At 64.5% G+C, this 15,130-nt stretch carries 16 protein-coding genes; 12 read left to right on the top strand and 4 right to left on the bottom strand.

What is annotated here, in order from left to right; genetic code table 11:
* Positions 1–21: 21 nt before the first annotated feature.
* The 4 genes from ACZ9A3_RS26680 to cycA all read left to right on the top strand — a co-directional run bounded on the left by ACZ9A3_RS26680 (position 22) and on the right by cycA (position 4,305).
* Positions 22–810, top strand: a complete 789-nt coding sequence (locus tag ACZ9A3_RS26680) for an ABC transporter ATP-binding protein (RefSeq protein WP_093376599.1) — start codon at positions 22–24, stop codon at positions 808–810.
* Positions 807–1,757, top strand: coding sequence for an ABC transporter substrate-binding protein (locus ACZ9A3_RS26675; RefSeq protein WP_045196954.1), 951 nt, complete (start codon positions 807–809; stop codon positions 1,755–1,757). Before ACZ9A3_RS26680 ends, ACZ9A3_RS26675 begins: the two co-directional genes overlap by 4 nt.
* A complete protein-coding gene (locus ACZ9A3_RS26670) occupies positions 1,754–2,776 on the top strand; it encodes a FecCD family ABC transporter permease (RefSeq protein WP_093376609.1) in 1,023 nt (340 codons plus the stop codon). Before ACZ9A3_RS26675 ends, ACZ9A3_RS26670 begins: the two co-directional genes overlap by 4 nt.
* A 110-nt stretch (positions 2,777–2,886) precedes the next feature.
* Positions 2,887–4,305 carry a D-serine/D-alanine/glycine transporter gene (gene cycA / locus ACZ9A3_RS26665; RefSeq protein ID WP_045196950.1) on the top strand — a complete coding sequence of 473 codons (1,419 nt, stop codon included), beginning with the start codon at positions 2,887–2,889 and terminating at the stop codon, positions 4,303–4,305.
* Here cycA and ACZ9A3_RS26660 read toward each other — a convergent pair whose 3' ends face one another.
* Positions 4,306–4,854 carry a hypothetical protein gene (locus ACZ9A3_RS26660; RefSeq protein WP_038997400.1) on the bottom strand — a complete coding sequence of 183 codons (549 nt, stop codon included), beginning with the start codon at positions 4,852–4,854 and terminating at the stop codon, positions 4,306–4,308.
* Between the two features lie 54 nt (positions 4,855–4,908).
* Positions 4,909–5,484, bottom strand: coding sequence for a hypothetical protein (locus ACZ9A3_RS26655; RefSeq protein WP_256326692.1), 576 nt, complete (start codon positions 5,482–5,484; stop codon positions 4,909–4,911).
* Between the two features lie 246 nt (positions 5,485–5,730).
* Between ACZ9A3_RS26655 and urtA the strand changes: the two genes are divergently transcribed.
* The 7 genes from urtA to ACZ9A3_RS26620 all read left to right on the top strand — a co-directional run bounded on the left by urtA (position 5,731) and on the right by ACZ9A3_RS26620 (position 12,356).
* Positions 5,731–6,996 carry an urea ABC transporter substrate-binding protein gene (urtA, locus tag ACZ9A3_RS26650; protein WP_195885576.1) on the top strand — a complete coding sequence of 422 codons (1,266 nt, stop codon included), beginning with the start codon at positions 5,731–5,733 and terminating at the stop codon, positions 6,994–6,996.
* Between the two features lie 115 nt (positions 6,997–7,111).
* Positions 7,112–8,608 carry an urea ABC transporter permease subunit UrtB gene (gene urtB, locus ACZ9A3_RS26645; protein WP_476253285.1) on the top strand — a complete coding sequence of 499 codons (1,497 nt, stop codon included), beginning with the start codon at positions 7,112–7,114 and terminating at the stop codon, positions 8,606–8,608.
* Positions 8,608–9,687, top strand: a complete 1,080-nt coding sequence (urtC, locus tag ACZ9A3_RS26640) for an urea ABC transporter permease subunit UrtC (protein WP_258596183.1) — start codon at positions 8,608–8,610, stop codon at positions 9,685–9,687. Before urtB ends, urtC begins: the two co-directional genes overlap by 1 nt.
* Positions 9,684–10,544, top strand: a complete 861-nt coding sequence (gene urtD / locus ACZ9A3_RS26635; RefSeq protein WP_371128632.1) for an urea ABC transporter ATP-binding protein UrtD — start codon at positions 9,684–9,686, stop codon at positions 10,542–10,544. Before urtC ends, urtD begins: the two co-directional genes overlap by 4 nt.
* Before the next feature lie 20 nt (positions 10,545–10,564).
* Positions 10,565–11,263 carry an urea ABC transporter ATP-binding subunit UrtE gene (gene urtE, locus ACZ9A3_RS26630; protein WP_093376637.1) on the top strand — a complete coding sequence of 233 codons (699 nt, stop codon included), beginning with the start codon at positions 10,565–10,567 and terminating at the stop codon, positions 11,261–11,263.
* A gap of 38 nt (positions 11,264–11,301) precedes the next feature.
* The gene (locus tag ACZ9A3_RS26625; protein ID WP_093376640.1) at positions 11,302–11,829 is read left to right on the top strand and encodes a GNAT family N-acetyltransferase; all 528 of its coding nucleotides are present in this window, start codon (positions 11,302–11,304) and stop codon (positions 11,827–11,829) included.
* Between the two features lie 5 nt (positions 11,830–11,834).
* Positions 11,835–12,356 carry a GNAT family N-acetyltransferase gene (locus ACZ9A3_RS26620; protein WP_093376645.1) on the top strand — a complete coding sequence of 174 codons (522 nt, stop codon included), beginning with the start codon at positions 11,835–11,837 and terminating at the stop codon, positions 12,354–12,356.
* 64 nt (positions 12,357–12,420) lie between these two features.
* Here ACZ9A3_RS26620 and ACZ9A3_RS26615 read toward each other — a convergent pair whose 3' ends face one another.
* Both ACZ9A3_RS26615 and cbpA read right to left on the bottom strand, forming a co-directional pair.
* Positions 12,421–12,726, bottom strand: a complete 306-nt coding sequence (locus tag ACZ9A3_RS26615) for a chaperone modulator CbpM (RefSeq protein WP_045196932.1) — start codon at positions 12,724–12,726, stop codon at positions 12,421–12,423.
* Between the two features lie 2 nt (positions 12,727–12,728).
* Positions 12,729–13,688, bottom strand: a complete 960-nt coding sequence (gene cbpA / locus ACZ9A3_RS26610; RefSeq protein WP_045196930.1) for a curved DNA-binding protein — start codon at positions 13,686–13,688, stop codon at positions 12,729–12,731.
* 159 nt (positions 13,689–13,847) lie between these two features.
* On the opposite strand from cbpA, the gene ACZ9A3_RS26605 reads away from it, so the two are divergent.
* Positions 13,848–15,113: an Hsp70 family protein gene (locus tag ACZ9A3_RS26605; RefSeq protein WP_195885570.1), complete on the top strand. Its 1,266-nt coding sequence runs from the start codon at positions 13,848–13,850 to the stop codon at positions 15,111–15,113.
* Positions 15,114–15,130 lie beyond the last annotated feature (17 nt).

Genomic DNA, 15,130 nt, shown 5'->3' with positions numbered 1-15,130 from the left:
CCGCAGGCCCGCAGGACCTTGATGAGCACCCTGAGTATCAGCGACCTGCACTGGTCGCCCCTGGGCCACGGCCATTGCCACCACCAGTTCCAGCTGCGCGACGTCGAGTTGCAGGTCGGCGCCGGCGAGTTCGTCGGCCTGATCGGCCCCAATGGCAGCGGCAAGACCAGCCTGCTGCGCTGCGCCTACCGTTTCAACAAGCCGGAACGCGGCCAGGTGCGCCTGGGCGAGCATAACCTGTGGCAGCAGTCGCCGCGCTGGTGCGCCCAGCGTATCGCCGTGGTGCTGCAGGAGTTTCCCGATGCCTTCGGCCTGAATGTCGAGGAAGTCGTGGCCATGGGCCGCACGCCGCACAAAGGCCTGTTCGACGGCGACAGCCCGGCCGATCGCCAACGGGTCCAGGACGCCTTGCAGGCAGTCGGCCTGCAGGGCTTTGACGACCACACCTTCGCCAGCCTGTCCGGTGGCGAGAAACAGCGGGTGATCCTAGCCCGGGCTCTGGTCCAGCAACCGCAGGTGCTGATCCTCGACGAGCCGACCAATCACCTTGACCCGCGTTACCAGCTGGAGCTGCTGCAGCAGGTGCGGCGCCTGGGCATCGGCACCTTGGCGAGCATCCATGACCTGAACCTGGCGGCGGCCTTTTGCGATCGCCTGTACGTGCTCGACCACGGCCGCATCGTCGCCAGCGGCACGCCAGACCAGGTGCTGACCGCCGAATTGCTGCAGGCGGTGTTCGGCGTACAAGCGCTGATCGACCGCCACCCTCTGGCTGACCACCCTCGCCTTACCTGGATAACCCAGCGATGATTCGATCCATCCTGTTGCTCGGCCTGGCCTTGCTGCTGGCCAGCCCCGGCGCTTTCGCCGAGGCCACCCAATACCCGTTGACGGTGCAAAGCTGTAACCGCCAGGTGACTTTCACCAAGGCCCCGGAGCATGCCCTGAGCCACGACATCAACATGACCCAGATGATGCTCGCCCTCGGCCTGCGTTCGCGCATGGTCGGCTATAGCGGTGTCAGCGGCTGGAAGGCGGTCACCCCGCAGCTGCGCAAGCAACTCGACGGCCTGCCGGAACTGGCGGCCAAGTACCCGTCGGTGGAAACCCTGCTCAACGCCAATGTCGACTTCCTGTTCGCCGGCTGGGACTACGGCATGCGCGTCGGCGGCGACCTCACCCCGCAAAGCCTGGCGCCGCTGGGCATCCCGGTGTACGAGCTGACTGAATCCTGCGCCTTTGTCATGAAGCGCCCGGCAGCCAGCCTCGATGACACCTACACCGACCTGCGCAACCTGGGCAGGATCTTCGACGTGCAGGCGCGTGCCGAGCAGTTGATCGGCGACATGCAAGCGCGCGTTGCCGTGGTCCAGCAGCAGTTGCCGGCCGAGCGTCCACGGGTGTTCCTCTACGACAGCGGTGAAGACCGGGCCATGACCTCCGGGCGTCTGGGCATGCCCGAGGCACTGATCGCCGCCGCCGGCGGGCGCAATGTGCTCAATGACATCGAAGCCAGCTGGACCCGGGTCAACTGGGAGAGCGTGGTCGAGCGCAACCCCGAGGTCATCGTCATCGTCGACTACGGCGAAGTCAGCGCCGCGCAGAAACAGGCGTTCCTCGAACAGCATCCGGCCCTGCAATCGGTGGAGGCGATCCGCAACAAGCGCTTCGTGGTCATTCCCTACGTGGCGGCCACGCCGAGCCTTGAGAACGTCGAAGCCATCGAGACCATCGCCAAGAGCCTGCACGGCGCATGAGGTCGGCAAACTCCCGGCAGCGGTTGTTGCTGCTCACGCTGCTGGCCCTGCTGCTGGTGTCCTGCGTGGTGTCCCTGGGCTTTGGCTCGGCACCGGTGCCGGTCGAGGTGGTGTGGCGCGTACTGCTGTTCAAGCTGTTCGGCGTTACCCCCGAGACACCGGCGTGGACCACGGGCCAGGAACATATCGTCTGGCTGATCCGCGTGCCGCGCATGCTTCTGGCGGCGCTGGTGGGCGGAGGGCTGGCGATGATCGGCGCGGTGCTGCAGGCGGTGACGCGCAACCCGCTGGCCGACCCGCACTTGCTCGGCGTCACTTCCGGGGCAACCCTGGGTGCGGTGCTGGTGGTGCTGCATATCGGCGAGCTGCTCGGCGTGCTGACCTTGCCCCTGGCCGCCTTTATCGGCGCGCTGTGCAGCATGCTGCTGGTGCTGGCCATTGCCAGCCGCCACGGCCGCCTGGACAGCGACCGCCTGCTGCTGTGCGGCGTGGCCGTGGCTTTTGTGATGATGGCGGCGGCCAACCTGCTGCTGTTTCTCGGTGACCACCGGGCAAGCTCGGCAGTGATGTTCTGGATGCTCGGTGGCCTGGGCCTGGCGCGCTGGGAGCTGCTGCCGATTCCGGCGATCAGCGTATTGCTCGGCCTGGCCTTGTTGCTGGGCATGGCCCGCTCGCTGAATGCGTTGATGGCCGGCGAGCAGACCGCCGTGACCCTTGGCCTGAACGCGCGCAAGGTGCGCCTGCTGGCGTTTCTGATCTGCTCGCTGCTGACCGGCGTGCTGGTGGCGATCAGCGGCTCGATCGGCTTTGTCGGCCTGATGGTGCCGCACATCGCCCGGCGCCTGGTCGGCGCCGAGCATAGCCGCCTGCTGCCGGTGTGCCTGCTGCTGGGCAGCCTGTTCCTGATCTGGGTCGACGTCGCCGCACGTACGCTGATTTCGCCCGAGGACCTGCCGATCGGCATCGCCACTGCCGCCATTGGCGGTCTGTTCTTTATCGGCCTGATGCGCCGACGTTGACCACGGTCAACACCGCCCCCGCGTTGAGACGTATTGTCGCGCTAGCGCCAGGAAGGCGCGTGTTAGCCTAGCGGCGCACAACAAGACTGAACTCAACGGAATGCCTGCCTATGACCGCGAACCTGCCCCCGCAACACCCCACGCCGGAAAACCATGACCACCTGCAACGCAGCCTGTCCAACCGCCATATCCAGCTGATCGCCATCGGTGGCGCCATCGGTACCGGGCTGTTCATGGGCTCGGGCAAGACCATCAGCCTTGCCGGCCCGTCGATCATCTTCGTCTACATGATCATCGGCTTCATGCTGTTCTTCGTCATGCGCGCCATGGGCGAGTTGCTGCTATCGAACCTCAACTACAAGTCGTTCATCGATTTTTCGGCCGACCTGCTCGGGCCCTGGGCCGGCTACTTCACCGGCTGGACCTACTGGTTCTGCTGGATCATCACCGGCATCGCCGACGTCATCGCGATATCGGCCTATTCGCAGTTCTGGTTCCCCGACCTGCCGCAGTGGGCGCCGGCGATTGCCTGTGTCGGCCTGCTGCTGTCGCTGAACCTGATCACGGTGAAGATGTTCGGCGAGATCGAATTCTGGTTCGCCATGATCAAGATCATCGCCATCGTCGCCCTGGTCGGCACCGGCCTGTACATGGTCATGGCCGGCTTCCAGTCGCCGGCCGGACGCACCGCGGACCTTGCCAACCTGTGGAACGACCAGGGCATGTTCCCCCATGGCCTGATGGGCTTCTTTGCCGGTTTCCAGATTGCCGTGTTCGCCTTTGTCGGCATCGAACTGGTGGGCACCACCGCCGCCGAAGCGAAGAACCCGGAGCGCAACCTGCCACGGGCAATCAACTCGATCCCGATCCGCATCATCGTCTTCTACGTGCTGGCGCTGATCACCATCATGGCGGTGACGCCGTGGCGTGACGTGGTGCCGGGCAAGAGCCCGTTCGTGGAGCTGTTCGTGCTCGCCGGCCTGCCGGCGGCGGCCAGCATCATCAACTTCGTGGTGCTGACCTCGGCGGCCTCGTCGGCCAACAGCGGCGTATTCTCCACCAGCCGCATGCTCTTCGGCCTGGCCCAGCAGGGGGATGCACCCAAGCGTTTCGAGCAGTTGTCCAAGCGCAGCGTGCCGGCCAGCGGCCTGCTGTTCTCGTGCACCTGCCTGTTGGCCGGGGCGCTGCTGATGTACGTGATTCCGGACCTGGTCGAAGCCTTCACCCTGGTGACCACGGTGTCGGCGATCCTGTTCATGTTCGTCTGGTCGCTGATCCTGCTGTCGTACCTGAACTACCGCAAACAGCGCGCCGCGCTGCACCAAGCCTCGAAGTACAAGATGCCTGGCGGGCGCCTGATGTGCTGGGTGTGCCTGGCGTTCTTCGCCTTCATCCTGGTGCTGCTGAGCCTTGAGCACGACACCCGCCAGGCGCTGATCGTCACGCCGTTGTGGTTCGTGCTGCTGACCGTCACTTACCAGTTCGTGCGGCGCAATCGCGCGCTGCTGACCGCCAACGCCGACAACTGATCAGTCGAACTTCAAGCCTTCTTGTTCGTACGCCGACGCCGCACGGTCCCACTGCTGTTCCAGTGCGGCGTCGGCTTCGGCTCGTTGCGCCTCGCTCGGGCCGTCGATGAACACACTGCGGCCCTGGCCAAGGCTCAGGCAGGCATTGATGTCACCTCCCCAGATGTAAGGAAGGATAACTAGAAAACTGTCCGAGTCGACTTCGGCGTAGTGCGCCAGTTGCCGCAGCGGCGCCAGCAGTTGCAGCATCTCGCCATAATTGTCGGTGAACTCCAGCACGGCGAACGTCCACACCCCAGCCTGCTCATCGTAATGACTGCTGTTGCCCGCAGAAAACTCAACCCAGCCTTCGATCAGATCACCCAGGCTGCAGGAGGCGGTACGATCCAGGTCCTCGGCGGGGAGTTCGCCCGGGCCGTACGCGTCTTTGCTGTCATACCAGCATTGCCAGTCGTCGAACTGCCGCGGGTTGGCTACCGGCGCGCTCATCGCGGCCTGATAGGCAGCGGGGTTGAGGTTACAGCGAATGTACAGCGACGAAGCTTCCATCGGGTCTTTCCTTGTTCCGTGGGTGAATACTGATCAAACCGAGCTCAGAGAGGCTCAGCCTTCTGCTGCCTTGAGCAGTTCGGCCAGCACGGCATCGGCCTCGGCGCGTTGCGCTGGGGTCGGTGCCTCGGCAAACTGGCTGCGGCCGTTGAGGGTCAGGTAGGCGTTGTCGCCGTCACCCCAGATGTACGAATAGACCAGCATGAAGCTGTCGGAGTCGGCGGCGCAGTACGGCGCGACACTGCGCAGTGGCGCCAGCATGGAGATCATCGCCCCGTAGTTTTCGCTGAACTGCAGCAGGGCGAAGCGCCACACGCCGGTTTTTTCGTCGTACTCCGATAGCGAGCCGTAACGGCTGCCGCCGGCGATCTGGCTAAGGGTCTCGGCCGGCATCGGCCGCAGGTCGTCTGTATCGACCTTGCCGCCACCGTACATTTCCTTGCTATCGAACCACTGCTGCCAGTCAGTGAATGCCGCGGCCTCGCCCGGCCGGGCGGCCATGACCGTGGCGTACTGCGCCTTGGTCATGCTGCAGCGAAAATACAGCGAGGACGGCTCACTGGCCTGTACCTGCCCCATCGCGGCCCACACGCCGGCCATCACCATCCCTGCACGGGCGAATCTGTTCACTGTCGTCATCCCTGAACTGCGTTCAAAGGCGGCGATGATACCTGCACGAACCAAAGCTGTGCAGACTTGTTTGCCGCGCACCGGGCACAGCGCCATCACGGTGCAAGCATGCTCGCCCGCCATCGCCAATCGCCGTGCAAACCCCGCCCCAGACAGCTGCGCGCCACTCGGCACAGCCCTTGCTAACGCTCTTGGGCGAAGTCGCCATCTGCCCAACAGAACATCCGATTCCATGGAGAGAGCACTATGAAGCGTCGCAGTCTGATCAAGGCCTTTACCCTCAGCGCGTCCATCGCGGCGATGGGCCTGAGCTGGAGCATCCAGGCCGCCGAGACCATCAAGGTCGGCATCCTGCATTCGCTGTCGGGGACCATGGCGATTTCCGAGACTTCGCTCAAGGACATGGCCCTGATGACCATCGAGCAGATCAACGCCAAGGGCGGGGTCAACGGCAAGCTGCTGGAACCGGTGGTGGTCGACCCGGCGTCGAACTGGCCGCTGTTCGCCGAAAAGGGCCGCCAGTTGCTGACCCAGGACAAGGTCGCGGTGGTATTCGGCTGCTGGACCTCGGTGTCGCGCAAGTCGGTGCTGCCGGTGTTCGAAGAGCTCAACGGTCTGCTGTTCTACCCGGTGCAGTACGAAGGCGAAGAGATGTCGCCGAACGTCTTCTACACCGGTGCCGCGCCCAACCAGCAGGCGATCCCGGCAGTGGAGTACCTGATGAGCGAAGACGGCGGCGCCGCCAAGCGCTACTTCCTGCTCGGTACCGACTACGTCTACCCGCGCACCACCAACAAGATTTTGCGCGCCTTCCTGCACAGCAAGGGCGTGGCCGACAAGGACATCGAAGAGGTGTACACGCCGTTCGGCCACAGCGACTACCAGACCATCGTCGCCAACATCAAGAAGTTCTCTGCTGGCGGCAAGACCGCGGTGATCTCCACGGTCAACGGCGACTCCAACGTGCCGTTCTACAAGGAGCTGGCCAACCAGGGCCTGAAAGCCACCGACGTGCCGGTGGTGGCCTTCTCGGTAGGCGAGGAAGAACTGCGCGGCATCGACACCAAGCCGCTGGTGGGACACCTGGCGGCGTGGAACTACTTCGAATCGGTGGATAACCCGGTCAACAGCCAGTTCGTCGCCGACTGGAAAGCCTACGCCAAGGCCAAAAACCTGCCGGGCGCCGACAAGGCAGTAACCAACGACCCGATGGAGGCCACCTACGTCGGCATCCACATGTGGGCCCAGGCGGTCGAGAAAGCCAAGTCCACCGATGTCGACAAAGTCCGCGAAGCCCTGGCCGGGCAGACCTTCAAGGCGCCATCGGGCTACACCCTGACCATGGACAAGAGCAACCACCACCTGCACAAGCCGGTAATGATCGGCGAGATCCAGGATGACGGCCAGTTCAGTGTGGTCTGGGAAACCGAGCAACCGCTGCGAGCGCAGCCGTGGAGCCCGTTCATTCCAGGTAACGACAAGCGGCCGGATTATGCGGTGAAGGGCAACTGAGCCCATCGCGGGTCAAGTCGGGGCGTCGCACCGCCGCTCCCACTGTAGGAGCGGCGGTGCGACGCCTCGACTTGACCCGCGATGCGGCCGTACAGCACACCACAAGGAAACCGTCATGTCCAAGGCCCTCCTGTGCCTTTTCCTCAGCCTCCTGCTGTTGCCCCTGACTGCCCAGGCCAGCGACGCAGACTACTTCATCGCCGCCAAGGCCAATGAGCAGGCGCGCCTGCTCCAGGACTGGGCGGCGCAACCGGACCCGGCCCGTCTTGAGCTGCTAAGCGCCCTGCAACAAGGCCGCATCGCCGCCGGCGACACCCGCAAGCTGCGCCTGAACAACCGCCTGCGCGGGCTTGTGGATAACGCCCTGGCCAGCCATCAGTTGCTCAGCGCAGATAGCACAGTGCGCCTGGCGGCTGCCCAGCAACTGCAAAAAAGTGCGCAGCCGGCCCAGGTCGCCTTCCTCGACCGGCGCTTCGCCAGCGAAGCAGACGCCGCCGTGCATGCCGCCCTCGGCCTGGCCCTGGCCAACCTGCAACTGGTCGACAGCGACCCGGCGGTACGCCTGGCCGCGGTGCGCCTGCTCGGCGAAACCGGCGATCCCATGGCCCGCACGCGCCTGGAGGCCTTGCTCACACCCGGTGTCGAAAACAACGCTGGGGTGCGCACCGCCGCCGAAACCAGCCTGGCCCAGGTCAAGCGCAAGCTGTTGTTCGGCGAGTTGCTCGGCCAGGCCTTCAGCGGCCTGTCGCTAGGCTCGATTCTGCTGCTCGCGGCCTTGGGCCTGGCGATCACCTTCGGCCTGCTCGGGGTGATCAACATGGCCCACGGCGAGATGCTCATGCTCGGCGCCTACGCCACTTACGTGGTGCAGATACTGGTGCAGCGCTACGCCCCCGGGGCCATCGAGTTCTACCCGCTGATCGCCCTGCCGGTGGCCTTCGCTGTCAGCGCCGGGGTCGGCATGCTGCTGGAGCGCACGGTGATCCGCCACCTGTACGGGCGGCCGCTGGAAACCCTGCTGGCGACCTGGGGCATCAGCCTGATCCTGATCCAGGCCATCCGCCTGCTGTTCGGCGCGCAGAACGTCGAAGTGGCCAACCCGGCCTGGCTTTCCGGTGGCCTTCAGGTGCTGCCTAACCTGGTGCTGCCCTACAGCCGCCTGGTGATCATCGCCTTCGCCCTGTTCGTGGTGCTGCTGACCTGGTTGCTGCTCAACCGCACGCGCCTGGGCCTGAACGTGCGCGCGGTCACCCAGAACCGCAACATGGCCGCCTGCTGCGGGGTGCCCACCGGGCGGGTGGACATGCTCGCCTTTGGTCTCGGCTCGGGGATCGCCGGGCTCGGCGGCGTGGCCCTGAGCCAGATCGGCAACGTCGGTCCGGACCTGGGCCAGAGCTACATCATCGACTCGTTCCTGGTGGTGGTGCTCGGCGGCGTCGGCCAGATGGCCGGCAGCCTCTGGGCGGCCTTCGGCCTGGGCATCGCCAACAAGCTGCTGGAGCCGCAGATTGGTGCGGTGCTCGGCAAGATCCTCATCCTTGCGCTGATCATTCTGTTCATCCAGAAACGCCCGCAAGGCCTCTTCGCGCTCAAGGGACGGGTAATCGACTGATGAACCAGCCTCTGCTTGTAACCGCCAGCCAGAAGGCCGGCCCGCGCTGGACCCTGGCCATCGGCGCCGCTGTGCTGCTGGTGCTGCTGGCCCTGCCCTTGTTGTCGCTGCTGCCCGCCGGGCACAGCCTGCAGGTCTCGGCCTACACACTGACCCTGGTCGGCAAGATCCTCTGCTACGCCATCGTCGCCCTGGCCCTGGACCTGGTCTGGGGCTACGCCGGGCTGCTGTCGCTGGGCCATGGCCTGTTCTTCGCCCTCGGCGGCTATGCCATGGGCATGTACCTGATGCGCGAAGCGGCCGCTGATGGCTTGCCGGCGTTCATGACCTTCCTGTCGTGGAGCGAGCTGCCCTGGTACTGGGCCGGCACCCAGCACTTTGCCTGGGCCCTGTGCCTGGTGGTGCTGGCGCCCGGTTTGCTGGCGCTGGTGTTCGGCTTTTTCGCCTTCCGCTCGCGGATCAAGGGCGTGTACTTCTCGATCATGACCCAGGCCCTGACCTTCGCCGGCATGCTGCTGTTCTTTCGCAACGAAACCGGCTTTGGCGGCAACAACGGCTTCACCAACTTTCGCAGCATCCTCGGCTTTGAAATCACTGCGCAAAGCACCCGCGCAGTATTGTTCCTGCTTACCGTCGCCTTGCTGGTGGCCAGCCTGTACCTGGGCTGGCGCCTGGCCCGGAGCAAGTTCGGCCGGGTATTGACCGCGCTGCGCGATGCCGAGAACCGGCTGATGTTCTGCGGCTACGATCCGCGTGGTTTCAAGCTGTTCGTCTGGGTCTTGAGTGCGGTGCTGTGCGGCCTGGCCGGGGCCCTGTACGTGCCGCAAGTAGGCATCATCAACCCCAGCGAAATGTCGCCGACCAACTCCATCGAAGCTGCGGTGTGGGTGGCCCTCGGCGGGCGCGGCACGCTGATCGGGCCGCTGCTGGGCGCCGGGCTGGTCAACGGCATGAAAAGCTGGTTCACCGTGGCCTTTCCCGAGTACTGGCTGTTCTGCCTGGGTGCGCTGTTCATCCTGGTGACCCTGTACCTGCCACGGGGCGTGGTCGGTCTGCTGAAGAAAAGGGGCGAACAATGAGAGCCATCCCGCTAGCGCCGGTGCACCCGGAATTCATGCTCGAACCGATCCTCGACGCCGGCAGCGGCCGCGATGCCATCGGCCTTGGCCAGCGCCGCGGCGAAGGCCTGGATGTGCGTCACGGCACGGTGCTGACCCTGGAAGACATCAACGTCAGCTTCGACGGCTTCAAGGCGCTCAACAGCCTCAACCTGTACATCGGCGTCGGTGAACTGCGCTGCATCATCGGCCCCAACGGCGCTGGCAAGACCACGCTGATGGACGTGATCACCGGCAAGACCCGCCCCACCAGCGGCAAGGCCTGGTTCGGCGACACCCTGGACCTGACGCGCATGAGCGAAGTGCAGATCGCCCAGGCTGGGATCGGCCGCAAGTTCCAGAAGCCGACAGTGTTCGAGGCGCTGAGCGTGTTCGAGAACCTGGAGCTGGCGCAGAAGGCCGACAAGTCGGTGCTGGCCAGCCTGGTTGCGCGCTTGAGCGGCGAGCAGCGCGACCGTATCGACGAGATCCTGCAGACCATTCGCCTGAGCGGCTCGGCCCAGCGCCAGGCCGGGTTGCTCTCCCATGGCCAGAAGCAGTTCCTCGAGATCGGCATGCTGCTCATGCAAGACCCGCAATTGCTGCTGCTCGATGAGCCGGTGGCGGGCATGACCGATGCTGAAACCGAGTTCACCGCCGAACTGTTCAAGCGCCTGGCCGGCAAGCATTCGCTGATGGTGGTCGAGCACGACATGGGCTTTGTCGGCAGCATCGCCGACCACGTCACCGTGCTGCACCAGGGCAGTGTGCTGGCCGAAGGCTCGCTGGAGCAGGTACAGGCGGATGACCGGGTAATCGAGGTTTATCTCGGACGATGAGGCCAACACAGGACGACAACATGCTGAAAATCGATTCCCTGCACCAATACTACGGCGGCAGCCACATCCTGCGTGGCTTGTCGTTCGAGGCCAAAGTTGGCGAGGTCACCTGCCTGCTCGGGCGCAACGGCGTCGGCAAGACCACCCTGCTGCGCTGCCTGATGGGCCTGCTGCCCACCCGTGAAGGCAGCGTGCACTGGGAAGGCCAGGCAATCACTACGCTCAAGCCGCACCAGCGGGTGCACGCCGGGATCGCCTACGTGCCCCAGGGCCGGGAGATCTTCCCGCGCCTGACGGTCGAGGAGAACCTGCTGATGGGCCTGTCGCGCTTCGGCGCCGGCCAGGCCAAGAGCGTGCCGGCGTTCATCTACGAGCTGTTCCCGGTACTGGAGCAGATGAAGCAGCGCCGTGGCGGCGACCTCTCCGGCGGCCAGCAACAACAACTGGCCATCGGCCGTGCCCTGGCCAGCCAGCCGCGGCTGCTGATCCTCGACGAACCCACCGAGGGCATCCAGCCTTCAGTGATCAAGGAGATCGGCGCGGTGATCGCCAAGCTGGCTGCCCGTGGCGACATGGCGATCCTGCTGGTCGAGCAGTTCTACGACTTTGCCGCCGAGCTTGCCGACCAGTATCTGGTGATGTCACGCGGCGAAATCATCCAGGCCGGGCGTGGCGAAAATATGCAAGCCGAGGGTGTGCGCGGCCTGGTAACCATTTAACCTGAGCCGATCACTGTGCCCCTGTTCGAGACCCTGCCATGACCTACCTGCTGCGCGATGCTGTGCCTGCCGACCTGCCGGGCATTCGCGAGATCTACAATGATGCCGTGCTCAACACCACGGCGATCTGGAACGAGCAAGCGGTCGACCTCGCCAACCGCCAGGCCTGGTTCGACGCCCGCCAGGCCCAGGGCTACCCGATCCTGGTGGCGGTCGACGCTGGCGGGCAGGTACTGGGCTATGCTTCGTTTGGCGACTGGCGGCCGTTCGAAGGCTTTCGCCATACCGTCGAGCACTCGGTGTACATCCGCAGCGACCAGCGCGGCAACGGCCTGGGCCCCAGGCTGATGCAAGCGCTGATCGAACGGGCCCGCGCCTGCAACAAGCATGTGATGGTCGCCGCCATCGAAAGCGGCAACAGCGCCTCGATTCGCCTGCACCAGCGCCTGGGCTTCACCCTCAACGGGCAGATGCCCCAGGTCGGGGTGAAGTTTGGCCGCTGGCTGGACCTGACCTTCATGCAGTTGATCCTCAACCCCGATGCCCCGCCGCCGACAATGGAGTGACGCCTGTGAATGCTGCGCAGCTCAACCGTGTAACCCATGAAAGCTTTGCCTATTACCGCGACGGCCTGGTGGCGTTGCTGCTCGATGCCGTGCAACACGGAGCTTCGGTGGGGTTTCTGGCGGATATCGATGCGCAGCAGGCCGAGCACTACTTCGAAGAAGTGCGCCAGCGCCTGGTCAGCGGCGAGCTGTTGCTGTGGGTGGTGGGCAAGGACAAGGAAGTGCTCGGCAGTGTGCAGTTAGGGCTGTGCCTGAAACCCAACGGCTTGAACCGCGCCGAAGTGCAAAAGCTGCTGGTGCACAGTGCCGCGCGGCGTCGCGGCCTCGGCCAGCAACTGATCCAGGCGCTGGAACTGACGGCGCGGCAAAAGCAGCGCGGCATGCTTTACCTGGATACCGAGGCCGGCTCCGGGGCCGAGGACTTTTACCGCTCGCTGGGGTACAGCAAGGCCGGCGAGCTTCCCGACTACGCCTGTGGGCCGGATGGGGTTTATCGGGCGACGGCGTTGTACTACAAATTGCTTTAGGGACTCATCGCGGGGCAAGCCCGCTCCCACAGAGATTGTGTGATCCTGTAGAAGCGCCCCGCGATCAGCCCTGCACAAACCGCCCCAGGCGCTGCCTGAGCATGCTGTTCTCGCTGCGCAGCTGCTGCACTTCCTCCAGCAGCTCCAGCGCCAGCGCCACCCCTTCCCACTCCAGTTGCAAATCGTGATGCAGTTTGGCCGCGCGCTTGGCCAGCACCGGCGCCTGATCGTCAAACAGCCAGTCTTCCGGCGTTCGCCCGGAAGGCTCGACAATGCCGTGTTCGACGATTTCGATCACGTAGGCCGCCGGCAGATCGGCTTCCTGACAGAGGGTCTGCATGTCCAGTTGAACGATCAGGGTACTGCTCATGATCAGCTACTCCATTGTGTCCTCGGGTTGAACGCAGCCTTTTCCGACAACTTGCTCCACAGCTCACGGGCAGCGGCATCGGACTGGCTCGGCATCACCACCTTCAATTGCGCATACAGGTCGCCACGCTGGCCCTGCTTGTTGCTCAGGCCCATGCCCTTGATCCGCAGGCGCTGGCCGTTCTGGCTGTCCGGACGGATGGTCAGGTTGACCTTGCCGGTCAGGGTCGGCATCTCGACCTTGGTGCCCAATGCGGCTTCCCACGGTGCCAGCGGCACGGTGATGATCAGGTCATGACCTTCGACATCGAACAGCGGGTGCGGTGCCATGCGAATGGTCAGGAACAGGTCGCCATTGGCGCCGCCACCAACGCCCGGGGCACCCTGGCCCTTGAGGCGGATCTTCTCGCCGTCGCTGACGCCGGCCGGGATCTTCACGTTCAAGGTCTTGGTGGTGAAGCCGGTGCGCTGGCCGCTGGCGTTGTGCTGCGGCACCTGGAAGCTGATCTGCTTGGATTCGCTGGACAGGGTTTCCTCAAGGAAAATCGCCAGTTCCATTTCCACGTCCTGCCCCCGCCGTCCGGCACTGCGTTGCTGGCCGCGGCCAAAAGGATTGCCGTTGCCACCGCGCGAACCGAAGATCGAGCTGAAGAAATCGGAAAAATCTCCACCGTCGCCGAAGCCCTCGGCACCTGCCGAACCACGGCTTTGCCAGCCCGGCGGGCCCTGGAACGGCCGGCCATGCTGGCCGTACTTGCGCAGCTCGTCGTACTCGGCGCGTTTTTCCGGGCTGCTCAGGGCTTCATAGGCCTCGTTGGCCTCCTTGAATTTCTCCTCGGCGTCACGCTCTTTGCTGACGTCGGGGTGATACTTGCGCGCAAGCTTGCGGTAGGCGGTCTTGATCGCCTTGTCATCCGCAGTGGGCTCAACGCCAAGAATCTTGTAATAGTCTTTGAAGTCCATCTAAGGAATCACCATGGGTTAATCGAATGCTTGTGTAGATTGGGGTCAAGCATAGCCTTTCAAGGTGCCCATGGGTTTGCCGCAAAGCAGATAATCGGTCTTGATTCTGCTGCCAGCTGGCATAAACTGCGCGGCCGTTTTTCCCCGGAAGTACAATCCATGAGTCAAGCATCCCCGGCCCGTGCCTGCGGCATCGACTTCGGCACCTCCAACTCCACCGTCGGCTGGCACCGCCCGGGCGTGGAGTCGTTGATCGCCCTGGAAGACGGCAAGATCACCCTGCCGTCGGTGGTGTTCTTCAACATCGAGGAGCGCCGCCCGGTGTACGGCCGCCTGGCCCTGCACGAATACCTCGAAGGCTATGAAGGCCGCCTGATGCGCTCGCTCAAGAGCCTGCTGGGTTCCAAGCTGATCAAGCACGACACCAGCGTGCTGGGCACCGCGCTGCCGTTCAAGGACCTGCTGGGCATGTTCATCGGCGAGCTGAAAAAGCGCGCCGAGGCCAATGCCGGCCGCGCCTTCGACGAGGTAGTGCTGGGCCGCCCGGTGCATTTCGTCGATGACGACCAGGCCGCCGACCAGGAAGCCGAGGACACCCTGGCAGAAGTGGCGAAGAAAATCGGCTTCAAGGACGTCTCGTTCCAGTACGAACCGATTGCCGCCGCATTCGACTACGAGTCGAGCATCCAGGGCGAAGAGCTGGTGCTGATCGTCGACATCGGCGGTGGTACCTCGGACTTCTCCCTGGTACGCCTGGCCCCGGAGCGGCACATGCTCGACGACCGCCAGCAGGACATCCTCGCCACCGGCGGCGTGCACATCGGCGGTACCGACTTCGACAAGCAGCTGAGCCTGCAGGGCGTGATGCCGCTGTTCGGCTACGGCAGCCGGATGAAAAGCGGTGCCTTCATGCCCACCAGCCACCACATGAACCTGGCCACCTGGCACACCATCAACTCGGTGTACTCGCAAAAATCCCAGCTGGCCCTGGGCAGCATGCGCTACGACATCGAAGACACCGACGGCATCGACCGCCTGTTCAAGCTGATCGAACAGCGCGCCGGGCACTGGCTGGCGATGGAAGTGGAAGAGACCAAGATCGAACTGACCCACAACGACCGCCGCCTGGTCGACCTCAAGCGGGTGCAGCCGGGGCTCAGCGTCGATCTGACCCGGGCGCTGTTCGAAGAGTCGATCGACAACCTGCTCGAGCGCGTGCGCGGCAGTGTCAGCGAGCTGCTGGCCAAGGCCGGCGTGGGTGTGGCGCAGGTCGATACGGTGTTCTTCACCGGCGGCTCCAGCGGCATTCCGGCGCTGCGCCAGAGCGTGGCGGCGATGCTGCCCAATGCCCGGCATGTCGAAGGCAACATCTTTGGCAGCATTGGCAGCGGCTTGGCAATCGAGGCGCGCAAGCGGTACGGCTGAAAAACTATCGCGGGGCG

This window comes from Pseudomonas sp. TE4620 (assembly GCF_056279045.1).
The sequence above is the reverse complement of the archived record's forward strand: the minus strand, read 5'-3'. Positions and strand labels throughout refer to the sequence as shown.

Bases quoted from the DNA above. Each gene is read 5' to 3' on its own strand.
- ACZ9A3_RS26680 (WP_093376599.1), top strand. From the start codon at position 22: ATGAGCACCCTGAGTATCAGCGACCTGCACTGGTCGCCCCTGGGCCAC.
- ACZ9A3_RS26675 (WP_045196954.1), top strand. From the start codon at position 807: ATGATTCGATCCATCCTGTTGCTCGGCCTGGCCTTGCTGCTGGCCAGC.
- ACZ9A3_RS26670 (WP_093376609.1), top strand. From the start codon at position 1,754: ATGAGGTCGGCAAACTCCCGGCAGCGGTTGTTGCTGCTCACGCTGCTG.
- cycA (WP_045196950.1), top strand. From the start codon at position 2,887: ATGACCGCGAACCTGCCCCCGCAACACCCCACGCCGGAAAACCATGAC.
- ACZ9A3_RS26660 (WP_038997400.1), bottom strand. From the start codon at position 4,854: ATGGAAGCTTCGTCGCTGTACATTCGCTGTAACCTCAACCCCGCTGCC.
- urtA (WP_195885576.1), top strand. From the start codon at position 5,731: ATGAAGCGTCGCAGTCTGATCAAGGCCTTTACCCTCAGCGCGTCCATC.
- urtB (WP_476253285.1), top strand. From the start codon at position 7,112: ATGTCCAAGGCCCTCCTGTGCCTTTTCCTCAGCCTCCTGCTGTTGCCC.
- urtC (WP_258596183.1), top strand. From the start codon at position 8,608: ATGAACCAGCCTCTGCTTGTAACCGCCAGCCAGAAGGCCGGCCCGCGC.
- urtD (WP_371128632.1), top strand. From the start codon at position 9,684: ATGAGAGCCATCCCGCTAGCGCCGGTGCACCCGGAATTCATGCTCGAA.
- urtE (WP_093376637.1), top strand. From the start codon at position 10,565: ATGCTGAAAATCGATTCCCTGCACCAATACTACGGCGGCAGCCACATC.
- ACZ9A3_RS26625 (WP_093376640.1), top strand. From the start codon at position 11,302: ATGACCTACCTGCTGCGCGATGCTGTGCCTGCCGACCTGCCGGGCATT.
- ACZ9A3_RS26615 (WP_045196932.1), bottom strand. From the start codon at position 12,726: ATGAGCAGTACCCTGATCGTTCAACTGGACATGCAGACCCTCTGTCAG.
- cbpA (WP_045196930.1), bottom strand. From the start codon at position 13,688: ATGGACTTCAAAGACTATTACAAGATTCTTGGCGTTGAGCCCACTGCG.
- ACZ9A3_RS26605 (WP_195885570.1), top strand. From the start codon at position 13,848: ATGAGTCAAGCATCCCCGGCCCGTGCCTGCGGCATCGACTTCGGCACC.